The following is a 16,355-nucleotide window of genomic DNA, read 5'->3' as shown; positions in this document are numbered from 1 at the left end:
TCTTCTTATGGGTGCTCTTGATTTAGGAATAAAAGACTCTATTTTACCTTGCGATTCCCTAAATCTCTTTAAAGATATTGAGGATTGTTAAAATTTTAATAATTTTTTTAAAGCACTAAAAGACCCGGTTCAGTATCTTTCTCAGTTGTTAAAATAGTAATTTTTCCACTTTTATCCTCAACTGCTAAAAGCATTCCCTCTGAGATTACTCCCTTTATTTTCCTCGGTTCTAAATTTGAAACTATTATAACATTCTTTCCCTTTAATTCTTCCTTACTGTAACTTTCCTTTATACCTGCAACAATTGTTCTTACCCTATCTCCTGTATCTACCTCAAGTTTATATAACTTATCTGCTCCCTTTATATCGTAAACTTCGAGAACTTTTCCAACAAGAAGTTTTACCTTTCTGAATTCTTCATAAGTTATAAATTCCTCTTCTTTCTCTCTCATAATTTCTTCTGGCATTTTTTCCTTAATCCTCGGAAATAAGATAGGTGGTGTTTTTAAAATTTCACCTTCCTCTAAAGGGATTTCTTTAATCTCATCCCAAGAAGGTTCTTTTAAATTAAAGGAGTCTCTCAAAACTTTCATTGTTAATGGTAAAAATGGATATAAAAGCGAAGATAAAAGTTTTATTGCCTTAAGTGAATTGTAAATTACTCTCCCTCCTGAAACTTTATCCTCTTTTAAAACATCCCATGGTTTAGAAAAGTCTATGTACCTATTTACTTCCTGACTTATTTCTATTATCTCCTGTAAAGCCTGTCTGAATTTGAAATTTTCAAAATATTCTTCAATTCTTATAATTTTTTCCCTTATAATACTCCACAATCTATTTTCCCTTTCTTCCTCTTTTCCTTTTTGAGGAACCCTGTTATTAAAATATTTTTCAAATAATTTAAAAATCCTTGAAACAAGGTTTCCTATATCATTTGATAGATAAGTATCACAATCCCTTTCAAAATCATTAACTATGAAATCTGAGTCCTTTGTTTCAGGTAAAACTCTTGAAATTCCAAATCTTATGTAATCAGGATGATATTTCTTTAAAAAATCATCAAGCCATAAAGCAGCTCCCCTTGAAGTGGACATTTTACCACCTTTCATTAGTAAATACTGATTGGCAGGTATCTCTGAGGGAAGAATAAATTCACCATGAGCAATAAGCATTGCTGGCCATATTACAGCATGAAAAACAATGTTATCCTTACCAAGAAAATGAACGAGCTTTGTATCACTATTTTTCCACCATTCCTCCCAGTTTTCACCATTTTTCTCTGCCCATTCCTGAGTAATAGATATGTAACCAATAGGAGCATCAAACCAGACATATAAAACTTTTTCTTTAGCCTCCTTCAGGGGAACAGGAACACCCCAGGATAAATCCCTTGTTATTGAACGTGCCTTTAAACCCTCCCTGACCCAGGATAAAGCAAAGTTTCTTACAAAATCCTTCCAGTTTTCCTTTTTATCTAACCATTTTTCAAGTTCATTTTTTAATTTTGGTAATAAAAAGTAATAATTAAAAGTATCTTTTAAATAAGGGGTTCCACCACAAATTTTACATTTTGGTTCAAGGAGTTCAAAGGTTTCAAGCCATCTTCCACAGCTTTCGCACTGATCACCTCTTGCTCCTTCAGCTTTGCAATAGGGACATATTCCTTCAATGTATCTATCCGGTAAAAATCTTTTACAGTTTCCACAATAATAATTTTTTTCTTCCCTTCTTTCTATATACCCTTTTTCATAAATTTTTAAGAAAAAATTCTGAGAAAGAGTTTTATGGTGTTCTCTTGTAGTTCTACCAAAGTAATCAAAGGAGATAGAAAGTTTTTCAAAAGAATTTTTTATTACTTCATAATAGTAATCAACAAGTTCGCGTGGAGTTTTTTTCTCTTTCTCAGCACTTATAGTGATCGGGACTCCATGTTCATCGGTTCCACATATATGAATTACCTTTTTATTTTTCATTCTCAAATACCTTACATATATATCAGCGGGTAAGTAACATCCTGCAATATGTCCTAAATGAAGCGGACCATTAGCATAGGGTAAAGCAGATGTTACAAGTATTTTTTCCATGAGATAATTATAAAGGAAAAAAAATTATAAGTTAAATTATACTAACAGAACTAAAATGATTAAGGGAAAAGAAAGAATTATAATTTTCTGGTTAAGTCAATTTATCTCAGCAGTGGGAGATAATCTCTTTTTTGCCTCTCTTTTATTTCTTATTCTTTTAATTGAAAAAGAGAAAGCCTCTTTTAAGGCAGGAATAACAAGTTTTTCTGAAACTTTGCCCTATTTAATTTTTGGTATTTTTGCTGGATTCTTTGTTGATAGATTTAAAAAAAAGAAAGTTATGATATATTCTGACCTTTTAAGGGCACTTATTTTATTTTTGGTTCCTTTACTTTATAAGAATAATTTTTTAAATTTTATCACTTTGTCAATTTCCGCTTTTTTGCTTTCAACTTTTTCAAGCTTTTTCTTTCCTGCAAGAGATTCTGTTATTCCAAAGATTGCTGAAGGAAAAACTCTTTTAAGGATAAATGCTTTTATTCAGAGTTCAACACAGATTGCTCAGGTTATTGGAACCTTTTTAGCTGGATTTTTACTTACAATTTTAAAAGGTGATCCTGTTAATAAAATTCTTAATTTATTTTTAATTGATGGCATAACTTTTTTTATATCTTTTTTACTTATTGGAATTTTATTTATTCCTGAAGATAAAAAAACTAAAATTCCTCTTAAAACTGATTTTATTGAAGGGTTAAAATTCATTTTAAAGGATAAACTTTTAAGAGGTCTACTAATTCTAACTGCTCTTGATAATCTTTTTATTATGGGACCTGCTGTGGTTGGTGCAAATCTTTTAATAAAAAATTATTTTAATTTAAAAGCACATCACCTTGCTTACTTTCACTCCTTTTTATCCTTTGGATGGTTAGTTGGAACTATATTCATTGCTAAATACGGCATTTATTATAAAAAGAGACTTTTGCTTATATTCGGAATATTTATGGATGGTATTACATATATCCCATTTATTTTTATAAAGAATTATTATCTTGCTCTTCTTATGATTTTAATTCATGGTTTCTTTATATCTTTTATAACTGTTCCAAGAACAACCCTCATACAGGAATATGTTCCTGAAAGGTATATTGCAAGGGTTTTTTCAATGATTCAATTAACTGTTATAGGATTTATGGCTATTTCTTCACTCTTAACAGGAATTTTAGGGGAGTATCTTTCACCTCCTCTTCTTTTTTTAATAGGGGGTTCAGGTGGTGCCTTAACAGGTCTCTTTGCTTTTTTCTTTTTTAAAACCTTGAGAAAAATTAACTTTTAATTTCTTTAAAAATTTTTCATCAAAAATACATACAGGATCTTCTTCAAGGTAATCACCTTTCATTGTGTAAGCTCTTGACCTTGAGCCACCGCACATATCTTTGAAATAGCAAATACCGCATTTACCTTTTAAAAGTTCTGTATTCCTTAGATTTTTTAAAATTTCATTATTTTCATAAACATAGGATAATTTATTTTCTCTAACATTTCCAAGTTTTAAAGGTAAAAAACCAGCAGGATAAATATCTCCCTTATAAGAAACAAAAATAACCCCATTACCATCCCTAACTCCCAAACCAAGTTTTCTTGTATCCATAATTATTTCATCTAAACTTTTTCCTTTTTCTATTTCTTTTAGAGTATAGAAGATCTTATAAAAGGGTGCTTCAGTTGTTGTTATATGAAAAGGTGCTTCCTTTGATTTTTCGTATAAAAATAAAAGTAAATCTTCAATTTCTCTTTTTGAAGGTAGTTCAAGTTCAGCACCTCTTCCAACAGGTACGAGGAAAAAAACACTCCATCTATTAACAGGTGGTGAAAAATTTTTTAAGAGAAGATAATAAATTTCCTTTATTCTCTCTATAGTTTCTCTTGTGCAGGTTGTATTAACTTGGACTTTTATTGAAAGTTCCTTCGCATAATTTAAAACACTCATTGAATTTTCAAAAGTTCCATTAACACCCCTGAAGGAATCTTGAGTGTTTTTATCTGGACCATCAAGGCTTATACCCAGGGCATAGATTGATAATTCTTTCATTTTCTTTACATTTTCATAGGTGGCAAGGGGTGATGTGGTAGGTGTAACTGCAACTGGAAGTTTAATATTTTTTGCATAAAGGAGAAGTTCAAATAAGTCTTCTCTTTTTAAAGGGTCACCACCTGAAATAACAAGATGAGAACCCATATTTTTTATGTCATCCATTAAATTTTTTACCTCTTCTGTTTTAAGTTCAAAGGGGGATCTTTCAGGAATTGCTTCTGCTCTGCAATGTTTACATTTAAGGTCACAGGCTATTGTTGACTCAAAATAAACATTTATAGGTTTTTCATATATAAATTTTTTCATATTTTATTTTCCTCTTTTTTAAAAGTTTTTTCTTCTAAATATACAATTTTCTGAGGATAGGGAATTTCAATTCCTTTACTTTCAAGTTCTCTTTTAATTTCTAAAAGCATTTTTTTCCTCATTTCATACCAGGTCTTTGTAGGGGACCAGAATCTTATTGTTATTTCAATTGAATTTCCACCCAAACTGGAAACAAAAACTTCTGGTTTTGGTTCCTTGAGAACAAATGTATTTTTTTGGAGTAAACTTTCAATAATGGTGATGGTTCTATCTATATTCTCTTTATAACTTATTCCAATTTTGTACTCAATTCTTCTTATAGAATTTTTATTAAAATTTGTTATGTTTGAATTAAAAACTTTTTCATTTGGGATTCTAACAAAAGTTCCCTCATAGGTTTTAATTAATGTTGATATTATACTTATGTCCTCTACAAAACCTGTTATTCCCTCTATTTCTACTTCGTCACCTATTTTAATGGGTTTTTCAAGAATAAGCAAAATTCCTGATAAGAGATTTGAAATAATTTTTTGACTGGAAAAACCAAGCACGATACTTAAAATTCCTCCTGTAACAAGAAGACCCGAAATATTAAAGCCCAAAAGAGGTAAAATAGAGATAATAACAATTCCGATTATTCCGTATTTTACAATTCTTTCTATTAAAATTAATTCCTGTTTTTCAAGTTTGTTTTCCAAAATTTTTCTTATATTGAGATTTAAAATTTTTATAAAAATAGCTGTAACAAAAACAATTAAAATTGCTAAAAGGAAATTAAAGACTTTTTCATTCATAGAAAATAATTATAAGGATTTTTCGGAATTTTTTCCTTTAATTAGGGAAAGAAATATTGAAATAAAAATTATAAATAGCACAAATAAAAGAGCAATACCTGTATGTATTTTATAAAATTCACTTATAAGCATTTTAATACCTATGAAAATGAGTATAATAGCAAGTCCCTTATCAAGATATAGGAATAAATTCATTAAATTCTCAAGTAAAAAGTAAAAGGATCTTAGTCCAAGGATGGCACAAATATTTGAAGTAAAAACTATAAAAGCATCTCTTGTTATTGCAAGTATTGCAGGAACCGAATCCACTGCAAATACAATATCTGTTGTTTCGATAGCAACAAGAACAATAAATAAAGGAGTTAACATAAATTTAGAGTTAATTCTGACAAAAAATTTTTGACCATGATAATTTGTGGTAAAAGGGAAAAATTTTTTAAAAAAAATTAAAACAGGATTTTTTTCTGGGTGTATTTCTTCTTTTTTTCTTCTCACTAAATTTATTCCTGAAACAATTACAATGATACCAAGAACATAAATAAAAAAGTGGAATTTTTTTAGTAAAGCAACACCTGTTAAAATAAAGAAAAGCCTCATAAAAATTGCTCCAAGAATTCCCCAGAATAAAACTCTGTGTCTATTTTCTTTTGGGACATTAAAATAATTAAAAATAAGAGCAAAAACAAAAATGTTATCGGCAGAAAGGGATAATTCAATAAGGTAACCTGTTAAGAATTCAAGGGCTTTTTGGTTTCCCCATAATAAGAGAATGATAAAATTAATTAAAAATGATATTGAAACCCAGAATATGCTGAAAAAAAGCGCTTCTTTAAAGGAGAGAATATGTGCTCTCCTGTGAAAAACCCCGAGGTCAACCATTAGTGCGAAAATAACAAAAGACAAAAAAATTATCCAAACCCAAATACTTTCAGTCATGTTTTAAAATTAAGTTGATTATTTTACCTTATAAAATTTATTTTTTCAAACTTATTTTAAATATATAATTTTAGCATTTTTTCTTATTTTTTTATTTTTTATAAGAACAAAATAAATTCCTGATTTTAAACTTTTTTCAAGAGAGATTTTTGAACCCTTTATATCAAAAAATTCCATCTCTGTGTTTGAAAAAGCTTTCTCTTTCATAATTAACAGATCTTTATCACCTTTTAATAATGTTTTAAATTTTATATCATACTTATCAGCAATTTCTTTATCCTTAACATAAACAGGATGAGGCCACATTAGGGGCAATAGAATATGTGATGGAAAAGTGCTATTCATATATACCGTATTTATTGTTTCTACCTGGTTAGGATCATTTCTCATAAAAGGAGCACCCGTTTGTGGATTAACTTCAAATCTTGGATAATTTGTTGAAGAAATTACTATTCTAATCCTGTGATTTTTGTTAAATACATAAGCAGTGCTCCAAAGGGGAATATAAAATGTGTCAATTTGGTTAGGAATAAGTAACTCTTCATTTTCAAAACCGTGTCTAAACCTTGCTTTTAAAACATTATCCTGGATAAGTATTGTTCTTCCATCAGGATAAACATCTGCTAATCTGACCATAAAATCAGTGTCATAGGCAAGAGAAGATCCATAAAGAACCATAATTGGTCTACCAACTACAGCATAAGATGTATCAAGTAAGGGACTTGTAAAAACTAAAACATCAGTTCTTGAGAGAATTGATGAAATATCCTTTGGACCGTAAGCATCATTTGGTATTCCTATAAACTCATTTCCACCAATTGTTGGAACAGGATCCCAGGGTCTTGAAATATAAGAGGAATAAGTATCACCTAAATCAGGTGGATTTAAGGTAAGGGAAAAATCAGAATGAAGATAAAATTTGTAGTATTTGACACCTTTTGGTGGAAAGGTATCAGAGTAATACCATCTGTTAAATAAAGTTGTATCAGAATAATTAACATCTCCCATTAAATAAAATTCAACTCTTTTCCCGAATATTAAAAAAGAATCATCAGGATCGTTTATTTCTCCATTTAAATAATAATCAAACCATGTGAACTGTAATTGAGCTACTTTAAGGTTTGAAATCCAATCTGCATTGCCTGGGAAAGTTAAATCTCCCTGAGTGTTTTGTCCAAAAGTCTGGTGTCCCCAAGGTCCTATTATAAGTTTCTGTTTTCCCCTTGCGAAGTTATTACCGAGAAAGTTTATTTTTTCAAAGGCCTCTATTTGTGACTCAAGGAATATATCAAACCAACCAGCAAAATGAAACATCGGATAAATCACTGAATCAAGGCGGGTATTAAGATTAAGTTTTTTCCACAAAGAGTCATAGGAAGGGTGTTTACATACAGAGTCAATTAAAAAAGGTGTTCCTATACCATTTAACCAGTTTTCAACAAGGGCTTTTCTGAATTCACCACCTGGAAAAGCAGCATAAAAATACATATTATGACAGGCAATCCAGGGTATAAGGGTTTTTAAATTTGGATGCACAACACCTGATAACATATATTGAGTTATTCCAAGAGCAGAAGGTCCAAAAGTTCCAATGTTTCCATTACAGAAAGATTGATTTTTAACCCATTCAACCAAATCGTATCCATCCCTTAATTCACCCCATCCATCAGTTAGAAAAACTGTTGGGAAACCTTGAGATCCTTGGTAACCCCTTACACTTTGAATGACAAGGACATAATTAAAAAGATCACATATGAGGATTCTCATTTCATTACTTAATATCTGATCTCTTGGATAAGGTGTTCTTGCAATTAAAACAGGCAAAGGTTCAGGAAAATATTGATACCACCAGGGATAACAGATTTCAGTTACAAGATTTACACCATCCCTCATTTGAACCATAACCGTGTCAACTGAATAAGAAAATAAATTCATTGATATTAATAATTTTGTTAATCCCATATTTACCTCCTTACCAACTTATAAAGTATTCTATTTTATCATCTCCTTTAAAAACAGATTTTTTAATTTCAATAGAAGCTTTTTTAGAACCAAGAATTTTACCCATTTCCTCTATCCAGCCTGCAATTCTCTCTTCAAAATAAGGGTCCTTAAAAGGAACATCATCTATGGCCACAATCCCTTCACTTTTTTCTTCGTCAATTTTAATAATCTTCAATTTTCCCATATTGGGATAATACATTTTATAAATGGTCTCACCCCTTCTTAATGCCCAGGGAATGCTTGCCAGTTTAAGTATAAATTTAAAAGCTCCTCTTACAGATTTTTTTGCAGAAAAGGCACCTAATTTTCTTGCAAATTCAGGTTTTCCTTCGCCAAATGTTTCACATATTTTTCTGTTTATTTCAAGGAAAAGATTACCATCATAACTTGCCGCATCCATCAAAGGAGCTTTAAGGAGTTTTCTTGAGCCCTCTGAAAGCATCTCTTGTAACTTATTAAACCCTTCTTCTCCAAAATTCTCTAATACAAACTCCCTAAGACTCTTTAAAAGAATCCCTTTAACCTTCATCTCAGCCATAACTAATTTTAAATCTATTTTAAAAAAATTTTCAAATAAAAGATATTTTCAAAAAACTAAAATTTCTCAAAACTTTATAAAAAATTTTAAAAAAACTTGCAAAAATATAAAATAAATTTTATAATTTATAAAATAAATTTTATAAATTTGGTTCAAATCCATTAAAAATATAAAAAATTATGGAAGAAATTAAAAAAATTTTGAAGATGGTGGAGGAAGGTAAAATAAATGCTGATGATGGATACAGGTTGATAGAAGCAGTTCTTGATGATGTATTTAAAAAAGGGAAAAAAGTGAAAATGTTTAAAATTTATGTTAAGGATGAAGAGGGTGATGAAGTGAATTTAAAGATTCCTGTATCCCTTTTAAAATTTGGTCTTAAATTTATACCAAGGGATAAAATAGAGGATTTAAAGGAAAAGGATATTGATCTTGAGGAGATTCTTTCTTCAATTAATATTGATTCAGAAGGTGAAATTTTAAATGTAAAAACTGAAGATGGGGATGTTGTAAAAATATGGATTGAATAGGAGGGAAAAAATTATGAAAAGTGCTTTTATACTGATTTTCATAGGATTTTTAATATGGTTTTTAAATCTTGGTTATTTATCTTTTTTTAAATGGTCAAGGGATTGGCCTCTTATAATAGTTTTTGTGGGAATTTATATGATAATTTCCTCTCTTAGAAAAAGAAATAGAATAAAAAAGTCAAAAAGAAGAAAAGTTTTAGAAATTCTTGAAAGATTGGAAAAGGGAGAAATAAATGTTGATGAAGCAAAAAAGGAAATTGAAGATTTATGAAGAAAAATATACTTACAAGGTGTCCTGTATGTAATTCAGAATTGAAAATAAAAAGATATTACTGTCCTGAATGTAAAACCGAAATAGAGGGAGATTTTTATTTTTCGCCTATACTTAATCTCAGTTCCAGTGATTTAGAATTTTTGATTTTATTTTTAAAAACAAGGGGGAATCTATCGGAACTCGCAAAAGTAATGGGTGTATCTTATCCCACTGTAAGGACAAGATTTGAAGAGTTCCTGAAAAATATAGGAATTGAAAGTGAAAAGGAAGAAAAAAATAAGATATCAGAAATTCTTGATAGTCTTTATAAAGGTGAAATAAGTTTTGAGGAAGCTATTGAGAGGATAAAAGGAAAATAATTTCAGGCACCGAATTTTTCCAGTTTACCTGATAGGGCAAGTAAAAGTGGCATTAATTTATAACCTTTTATTGTTCCAAGATAACCCTTTAAAACTTCCCTTTCATCAAATTTCTCGCATGGGTCAGGTTCCTGTATTTTCGAATAAATAAGAAGGGGTGTTGGATGCCAGGAATGGCTTTTCATTATTGCAGGGGTTGAGTGATCTGCTGTAATTGCTAAAACATCAAATCCAAGATCAACAATTTCAGGAATAAATTTATCAACTCTTTCAATTTCCTTAACTTTACCTTCAAAATCTCCATCTTCTCCCTTTTTATCTGTTTCCTTATAATGAAGGTATATAAAATCATAATCTTTAATTTTTTCTTTTAAAACTTTAATTGCTTCTTCAAACTTTGTTATTCCTTCAGGTGTATCCATTCCAACAAGTTTTGCAAGTCCTCTGTACATAGGATAATAGGCTATTCCACAGGCTTTTAACCCCCATTTTTCTTCAAAAGTTTCCCATTCAGGTAGGGAGGAAAATCCCCTTAAAAGAACAAAATTTGCTCTTTTTTCCCCTTTTAAAATTTCTTTTACTTTATTTAAAAAACTTTCAATTACCCTTTTTGTTTTTTCTGCCTTTTTATCCCTTGCAATAAGTTCCTTAGGTTTTTTTCCCTCTTTAAGCGGATCAGTATCATTTAATTCAGGATAAATATCCTCACCTCTTAAAATTAAAACAAATCTATGTTCTTTTCCAGGATAAAGGATTATTTCAACATCTTCTATTTTTTTTATTTCACCTTTTATTTTTTCAACAAGTTTTTTTGATTCTTCAGTTTCAATTCTTCCTGCTCTTCTGTCGGTAACAATTCCATTTTCATCTATGGTGCAGAAATTGCATCTGATTGCTACATCTTTCTTTTTAAGGTCAGCTCCAACTCCAAGTGCTTCTAAAACTCCTCTTCCAATCTGGTATTTAAATGGATTATAGCCAAAGAGGGAAAGATGGGCAGGTCCGCTACCTGGTGTTATTCCCCATTCTGTAGGTAAAATTCTTCCACAGCTTGAATTTTTTGCAAGGTTATCAAGGTTAGGTTTTTTGGCGCATTCCATTTCAGTTTTTCCCTTTAATGGAAGTCCTGACATGCCATCAATAACAAAAAGTAAAATCTTCTTGTTATTTTTTGTATAAATTTCTTTTATGATTTTCATAATTAATTATAAGATTTAATTAAAAAGAATTCTCAAAAGGATAGAGAATGAACCCCCTGGCTTTTTGTTTGAATCTCCTTTATGATTAATCATATAAAAAAAATTTGGAATAGATTTTGAACCTATTAACTATTTTTTCAATCAAACAAATTTTTGTCTTTTTTAAAGGATCAGTGTATAAGTTTTTTTCGGAATATTATGGGCTCCTACTGAAAAATATTAAAAATTACTCAAATGTAATTTCCGTTTTAATAGTCTTATCTGGTGAAAGGGGGAAATCTGCTGATAATTTTAAAAAAATTTTAAAATTTTTGCTTTTTGCTATTTTTAATAGTTTTATTTTTTCAGGAAAATAAAATTCAGGAAAGATATAGATATTTTTATCATCTTTTTCAAATAATTTGTAATTTATTTCATAACTTCCTACATCTTCATTTCTTGAAATTAGTTCCCTTACTATGTAAGGATTCCTTATATTCATTTTATTTACCCATTCTATCTCAACTTTAAAGCTTCTTGCTTTTTCTTTATTAGTTATAGATAAATACATTTTTATTTCTCTTTCAGTTATAGAAAGTACTTCAAGATAAGCCCTTATACTGTTTTGAAGTGTTAATATATTTTCCTTTAATCTAAATTTTTCTTTTAAAGTATCATCAGAAAATAAAATTATGAATTTCTTTTTGAAAATTCCCTCTAAAATAATTCCTGAACCTTCTATAAACCCCCTTTCTTTTTCTAAATAACCTAAAACCTTTCTTCTTTCAATTTCAAATTCAATTTGAGAATTATTATTAAATTCATATTTTTTATGTTCATTAATTCTATATTTTGTTACAATATGTGAAGATTTACCTGTAGAAACAATGTATCTCTCTATAAAAATTTCACCACTTTTTATTTTTAATCTGTTAAAAGGTTTATTTAAAATAAGTTTAATTAAAAGTTTTTTATCTTTTTCTTCTGTTTCTATTTTTTTTATATTTTTTAAAAGATCATCAAACCATTTTAAAGCTTTCTTTTTCTGTATTAGATTAAGTAAAACCAAAAAATCAAAAAAAAGGGAAAAAATTATAAAAAGAAAAATGATTAAAAAAGGGGCTCCAATTTCAAATTTTGCGAAAATTATATATATGATTAAGATGGTGAGGGGTAAAGAGATTATTAAAATGAAAGGAATATATTCTTCTTGAAATTTATAAGGCTTTATATAATTAATTTTCCATTCCATAATCTCTAATCTCTATCTCTTATTTCAACCCGTGCTCCCAATTTTTTCAGTTTTTTATCAATTTTCTCATATCCCCTTTTTATATTTTCTATTCCAATAATCTGAGATTTACCTTCTGCTACAAGACTTGCAAGTATTAAACCTGCTCCTGCTCTTATGTCAGGTGCAAAAAGAGGAGCCCCTTTTAATCTGGTTTTTCCTTCAATTTTTGCATAGCCATGTCCCACTTCAATATCAGCACCCATTTTTATTAGCTCTCCCACATAACCAAACCTTTCAGGATAAATTCTCTCTTTTACAAGGCTTTTCCCTTTTGCTTGAGTTAAAAGAGCAACAATTTGGGGTTGTAAATCTGTTGGATAACCTGGATAGGGTGATGTTGTTATGTTACAAGAATTTAAATCTTTTTCTCTTTTTAAATAAAGAAAATCACCTTTATCTTCTATGTAAACACCAGTTTTTCTTAAAACCTTTATAACACTTTCAAGATATTTAGAAGGGTTTGGTTTTAAAATGATTTCACCACCTGTTCCTGAAACAAACATCATATAAGTTCCTGCTTCAATTCTATCAGGTATGTTTTCAAAATTTAAAGGTGGTTTTAAATTACTATTACCCTTTATAATTGCTCTTCTTCCCTCAATTTCAATTTTCACACCGCAGCTTTTTAAAAAATCAAAAAGATGAATAACTTCTGGTTCAAGAGATATATTTTCAAGAATGGTCTCTTCTTCAATTCTTGAAGCTGTCATTGCAATATGAGCAGTTGCTCCAACACTCACCCTTTTAAATTTTATTTTTGTTCCTTTAAGTTTATTTGCTCTTGCAATTATAAATCCACCCTCTATATCAATTTTTGCTCCCATTTTTTTTAAAGCCTCTAAATGAAAGTTTATAGGTCTTGGTCCAAAAGAACATCCTCCAGGAATCCCAACTTTTGCTTTCCCTTTCATTGCAAGAAGAGGACCTAAGACATATATTGAAGCTCTCATTTTCTGTATATAGGATAAAGGAGCTTGTGCCTCTTTTATCCCATTATTTTCAATTTCTACACATCTATTTTTTTTGTCAAAATTAATTTCAAGCCCAAGATGTGATAAAAGAGAAATCATTGTTTTTACATCATCAACAACTGGAATTTTAGTAAACCTTGTTTTTCCATCCATAATAATCATTGAAGCAAAAAGAGGTAAAGCAGAATTTTTTGCACCCTGAAGTTCTACTTCTCCCCTTAAAGGATGAGAACCCTCTATTAAAAGATACTTTTTACTATTCAAAGTAAACAAAGGTATTTTTATAAATTCTATTACCCTGTTTTAAAACAACAATATAAAGTCCCTTTTTAAGCCCTATATTATTTTCTGTTAATTTGATAAGTTTTGGGAAATTTATAACTTGGTTTTCAAAGAATGTATGTTTTAAAAATCCCGCTGAATCGTATAAATAAAGTGAAGAAAGTTCCTTGGATGGAGAAATCCATATTTCAATTTCATCGTCCCTTCCATCATTATTTGGAGTAAATCTTCTTCCCTTTAAAATCAACTTATTTTCTCCCATTTCAATCTTATAGGGACCTCTTCCAGGTGTAGCACCTTTTGGATCCTGTGAGGAACCCCAGTTTTCTTTTAACCAGGAAGTTCCAAAGGAATACCTTTCAAGAGATATTCCAAAACTACCTCCCCATTCAGGATAATATCTAACAGAATCAATTCTCTCCTTTAAATTATCTGTGATAAAAACCAAATCACCATCATTATTAAAAGCAGGAAAGTTTGATAATTGAAAAGTAAAGGGAATTTTACCATAAACACCATAAAAACTTTCTGTATCCGATGTGAAAATTGCATATGTATCACCCGGTATTTTTATGTTATTTATCAAACAGGGTTTTTTTGTTTCATCCATTAAAATGAAATTGTTTAAAAGAACTGTATCCCTTGAATTTGTTTTTATTTCAATCCATTCTGGAGAACCGTTATAAAATATTTCAGTTATATAAATTAAATATGTATCAATTATTACTTTGAAACTTGAAGTGTTATTAAATGTATCCTTTTCATTTAGTACTGGATTAATTTTTAAATCAAGATTAAAAATTCCCCTTTCAGATTCCTGTGTAGTTATGGAATATAAGATAGAATCACCGCCTTTAATTGTTGTATCAAGCTCAAAATTTTTAGTATTTAAAATTTTAATATAACCACCTATATTACCTGAATAGGTAAGAGTTCCAGCATTTTTTATAAGAAAATAAACAGAAAAACTTTCGTTAATTTTTATAAAAGTAGGTTTAACATAAACCCTTTTAAAAGTAAGGTCAAATCCAGGTGAAACTGAATTAAATCTTCCGGGTGTAGATTTTGTTGGATCAGTTGACTTTCCCCAGTTAGAAATAGAGTCAGGTCCTTCTAATATAATTCTTTCAATTGATATTCCATCGTGACCGCTTGTAAAAGGGACCCCGTTTATACCAAATGTGGAAACATAAACTGAAGGATTTGAAAGTTCAAAGATTGCTATGGGGTCAGTAAGTGCAAGTCCGCTTCCATTATTTCCTATATCCTTATCACTTATTTTAAATATATAAGTTCCAGGGTCAATTCTATAAGGTTGAGGATATTCTGTGTTTAAAGTATCTGTATAGTCAGGGTCAAGAATAACACCAAACCTTAATGGGGGCAATTTTGTTTTGCCAAATATAACCCCTGGATGAAATCTCAAAATTAGAGAATCTTTCCAGGCAACAATTGAATCAATGGGTTCATCAAAATCTGTAATTCCATAAAGGGATAAATCAAGGGTATCAGGACCCGAGTTATAAATTTCAATCCATTCATTTCTCCTTCCACTTTGAGTTTCACTTCCAGGAGCATCATTTAATACTTCAGATAATATAGGTTGAAGAAAAATAAATAAGAAAATCATAATTTTATTATAATGGATTTATAAAAATTTTTGCCTTAAAATTAAATATGAATAAAAAAATTTTAATAACAGGTGGAATTATACTTGGAATTCTTTTAGTCTATATACTCTCTTTCCTTTCAATAAAAACTCAAAAGTCTACACCAATTAAAGGTGGAGTTGGAATTTTTGAAGTTAAAGATGTTCTTGTAGATTCAAAGACATACAGAAAAAATCTTGATTATTTAAAAAAAAGAAAGGATGTTAAAGCATTACTTATTTACATAAATTCTCCGGGTGGAGGTGTAGTTGCGTCACAGGAAATATACTATTCTATAAGAAAATTTAAAGAAGAGAAAAATGTTCCTGTTGTTGCTTATATTTCAGCAGTTGGTGCTTCAGGAGGTTATTATGTTGCAATTTCTGCTGATAAGATAATGGCTGCTCCAGGTGCAATAACAGGTTCAATAGGTGTCATAGCAGAGTTTCCATCCTTTTATGAACTTTTGGAAAAGATAGGAATAAAGTTTAGAATTTTTAAGAAGGGAAAGTTTAAGGATGTTGGTTCTCCCTTCAGAGATATTTCAGAGGAAGAAAAAAAATATCTTGAGGATTTACTTGATGATGTATACAGGCAATTTTTTAAAGAAGTTTCTATAAGGAGAAATCTTGATACTTTAAATTTAAAGGAATGGGCGGAGGGTAAAATATTTACAGGAAGACAGGCTAAAAAATTGGGACTTATCGATACACTCGGAACCTATGAAGATGCTCTTCTATTAGCTGGAAAACTTGCTGGAATAAAAGAAAAACCTAAGGAAATAAGACCACCTGAAAGAAGAAGGGGTCTTTTATACATGTTATTTGAGGAATTAGTTAATTTAAATTTTTTAAAATTAAAATATATAATGATTTTTTGAGGTAAAAAATACAAGGAGAAAGAGTGAAAAGGAAGAATTTTGGTATAAAGGAATTAAAATTTTTAAAGAGAGATTTCTGGCTATCAGTTATCAATTGAGGTGACTCTTGATTTAATAGAGATAAAAATTTATGTATCGGATGATAATATTTTCAAGTTTAAGGGGGAGCGGAAAGTTTTAGGAGAAAAAAATAGAGTAAAACCGAAAATTTTAATAACCAGTTTAAAATGTTATGATATTTTAC

The 16,355-nt window shown here is 29.5% G+C and carries 15 protein-coding genes; 5 read left to right on the top strand and 10 right to left on the bottom strand.

The genetic code is table 11. The features are described 5' to 3' along the window. Nucleotides 1-107: 107 nt before the first annotated feature. Nucleotides 108-2,084 carry a methionine--tRNA ligase gene (metG, locus tag ABIN17_08695; GenBank protein ID MEO0285129.1) on the bottom strand — a complete coding sequence of 659 codons (1,977 nt, stop codon included), beginning with the start codon at nucleotides 2,082-2,084 and terminating at the stop codon, nucleotides 108-110. A gap of 55 nt (nucleotides 2,085-2,139) precedes the next feature. On the opposite strand from metG, the gene ABIN17_08690 reads away from it, so the two are divergent. Next, nucleotides 2,140-3,357: an MFS transporter gene (locus tag ABIN17_08690; protein MEO0285128.1), complete on the top strand. Its 1,218-nt coding sequence runs from the start codon at nucleotides 2,140-2,142 to the stop codon at nucleotides 3,355-3,357. Here ABIN17_08690 and ABIN17_08685 read toward each other — a convergent pair. The 5 genes from ABIN17_08685 to ABIN17_08665 are packed head-to-tail and all read right to left on the bottom strand — an operon-like array spanning nucleotide 3,301 to nucleotide 8,694. Then, complete coding sequence (locus ABIN17_08685; GenBank protein ID MEO0285127.1) at nucleotides 3,301-4,422, bottom strand: radical SAM protein; 1,122 nt, start codon at nucleotides 4,420-4,422, stop codon at nucleotides 3,301-3,303. The two genes, ABIN17_08690 and ABIN17_08685, sit on opposite strands and share 57 nt — an antisense overlap. After that, a complete protein-coding gene (locus ABIN17_08680; protein MEO0285126.1) occupies nucleotides 4,419-5,216 on the bottom strand; it encodes a mechanosensitive ion channel family protein in 798 nt (265 codons plus the stop codon). Before ABIN17_08680 ends, ABIN17_08685 begins: the two co-directional genes overlap by 4 nt. Nucleotides 5,217-5,225: 9 nt before the next feature. Continuing rightward, complete coding sequence (locus ABIN17_08675) at nucleotides 5,226-6,152, bottom strand: TerC/Alx family metal homeostasis membrane protein (GenBank protein MEO0285125.1); 927 nt, start codon at nucleotides 6,150-6,152, stop codon at nucleotides 5,226-5,228. 51 nt (nucleotides 6,153-6,203) lie between these two features. Beyond that, nucleotides 6,204-8,114: a CocE/NonD family hydrolase gene (locus tag ABIN17_08670; GenBank protein ID MEO0285124.1), complete on the bottom strand. Its 1,911-nt coding sequence runs from the start codon at nucleotides 8,112-8,114 to the stop codon at nucleotides 6,204-6,206. Between the two features lie 10 nt (nucleotides 8,115-8,124). After that, a complete protein-coding gene (locus ABIN17_08665; protein ID MEO0285123.1) occupies nucleotides 8,125-8,694 on the bottom strand; it encodes a hypothetical protein in 570 nt (189 codons plus the stop codon). A gap of 179 nt (nucleotides 8,695-8,873) precedes the next feature. On the opposite strand from ABIN17_08665, the gene ABIN17_08660 reads away from it, so the two are divergent. From ABIN17_08660 to ABIN17_08650, 3 genes are read left to right on the top strand one after another with little or no spacing between them, the layout of a single operon-like run. Then, the gene (locus ABIN17_08660; protein ID MEO0285122.1) at nucleotides 8,874-9,224 is read left to right on the top strand and encodes a hypothetical protein; all 351 of its coding nucleotides are present in this window, start codon (nucleotides 8,874-8,876) and stop codon (nucleotides 9,222-9,224) included. Nucleotides 9,225-9,237: 13 nt separating this feature from the next. Continuing rightward, a complete protein-coding gene (locus ABIN17_08655; protein ID MEO0285121.1) occupies nucleotides 9,238-9,495 on the top strand; it encodes a DUF5668 domain-containing protein in 258 nt (85 codons plus the stop codon). After that, complete coding sequence (locus ABIN17_08650; GenBank protein MEO0285120.1) at nucleotides 9,492-9,857, top strand: DUF2089 domain-containing protein; 366 nt, start codon at nucleotides 9,492-9,494, stop codon at nucleotides 9,855-9,857. The genes ABIN17_08655 and ABIN17_08650 overlap by 4 nt, the downstream gene beginning before the upstream one ends. 2 nt (nucleotides 9,858-9,859) lie before the next feature. On the opposite strand, the gene ABIN17_08645 is transcribed toward ABIN17_08650, so the two are convergent. The 4 genes from ABIN17_08645 to ABIN17_08630 form a co-directional block, all read right to left on the bottom strand. Then, entirely contained in the window at nucleotides 9,860-11,056 is a 1,197-nt protein-coding gene (locus ABIN17_08645; protein MEO0285119.1) for a 2,3-bisphosphoglycerate-independent phosphoglycerate mutase, read from the bottom strand. A gap of 226 nt (nucleotides 11,057-11,282) precedes the next feature. Beyond that, nucleotides 11,283-12,287 (bottom strand): hypothetical protein, encoded by a 1,005-nt coding sequence (locus tag ABIN17_08640; protein ID MEO0285118.1) that lies wholly within the window; start codon nucleotides 12,285-12,287, stop codon nucleotides 11,283-11,285. Nucleotides 12,288-12,292: 5 nt separating this feature from the next. Continuing rightward, nucleotides 12,293-13,573 (bottom strand): UDP-N-acetylglucosamine 1-carboxyvinyltransferase, encoded by a 1,281-nt coding sequence (murA, locus tag ABIN17_08635; protein ID MEO0285117.1) that lies wholly within the window; start codon nucleotides 13,571-13,573, stop codon nucleotides 12,293-12,295. After that, nucleotides 13,557-15,212 (bottom strand): hypothetical protein, encoded by a 1,656-nt coding sequence (locus ABIN17_08630; protein ID MEO0285116.1) that lies wholly within the window; start codon nucleotides 15,210-15,212, stop codon nucleotides 13,557-13,559. Before ABIN17_08630 ends, murA begins: the two co-directional genes overlap by 17 nt. 47 nt (nucleotides 15,213-15,259) lie before the next feature. Here ABIN17_08630 and sppA point away from each other — a divergent pair, with 47 nt between their 5' ends. Next, nucleotides 15,260-16,111, top strand: a complete 852-nt coding sequence (gene sppA, locus ABIN17_08625; protein ID MEO0285115.1) for a signal peptide peptidase SppA — start codon at nucleotides 15,260-15,262, stop codon at nucleotides 16,109-16,111. Nucleotides 16,112-16,355: the final 244 nt, after the last annotated feature.

The sequence above is a fragment of the candidate division WOR-3 bacterium genome (assembly GCA_039803925.1).
Classification (GTDB): Bacteria; Hydrothermota; Hydrothermia; order Hydrothermales; family JAJRUZ01; genus JBCNVI01.
Note: the sequence above shows the minus strand (reverse complement) of the source record. Positions and strands in the feature narration are given on the sequence as shown.

Coding starts and splice junctions, on each gene's coding strand:
- metG (MEO0285129.1), bottom strand. CDS start 2,084: ATGGAAAAAATACTTGTAACATCTGCTTTACCCTATGCTAATGGTCCG.
- ABIN17_08690 (MEO0285128.1), top strand. CDS start 2,140: ATGATTAAGGGAAAAGAAAGAATTATAATTTTCTGGTTAAGTCAATTT.
- ABIN17_08685 (MEO0285127.1), bottom strand. CDS start 4,422: ATGAAAAAATTTATATATGAAAAACCTATAAATGTTTATTTTGAGTCA.
- ABIN17_08680 (MEO0285126.1), bottom strand. CDS start 5,216: ATGAATGAAAAAGTCTTTAATTTCCTTTTAGCAATTTTAATTGTTTTT.
- ABIN17_08675 (MEO0285125.1), bottom strand. CDS start 6,152: ATGACTGAAAGTATTTGGGTTTGGATAATTTTTTTGTCTTTTGTTATT.
- ABIN17_08670 (MEO0285124.1), bottom strand. CDS start 8,114: ATGGGATTAACAAAATTATTAATATCAATGAATTTATTTTCTTATTCA.
- ABIN17_08665 (MEO0285123.1), bottom strand. CDS start 8,694: ATGGCTGAGATGAAGGTTAAAGGGATTCTTTTAAAGAGTCTTAGGGAG.
- ABIN17_08660 (MEO0285122.1), top strand. CDS start 8,874: ATGGAAGAAATTAAAAAAATTTTGAAGATGGTGGAGGAAGGTAAAATA.
- ABIN17_08655 (MEO0285121.1), top strand. CDS start 9,238: ATGAAAAGTGCTTTTATACTGATTTTCATAGGATTTTTAATATGGTTT.
- ABIN17_08650 (MEO0285120.1), top strand. CDS start 9,492: ATGAAGAAAAATATACTTACAAGGTGTCCTGTATGTAATTCAGAATTG.
- ABIN17_08645 (MEO0285119.1), bottom strand. CDS start 11,056: ATGAAAATCATAAAAGAAATTTATACAAAAAATAACAAGAAGATTTTA.
- ABIN17_08640 (MEO0285118.1), bottom strand. CDS start 12,287: ATGGAATGGAAAATTAATTATATAAAGCCTTATAAATTTCAAGAAGAA.
- ABIN17_08630 (MEO0285116.1), bottom strand. CDS start 15,212: ATGATTTTCTTATTTATTTTTCTTCAACCTATATTATCTGAAGTATTA.
- sppA (MEO0285115.1), top strand. CDS start 15,260: ATGAATAAAAAAATTTTAATAACAGGTGGAATTATACTTGGAATTCTT.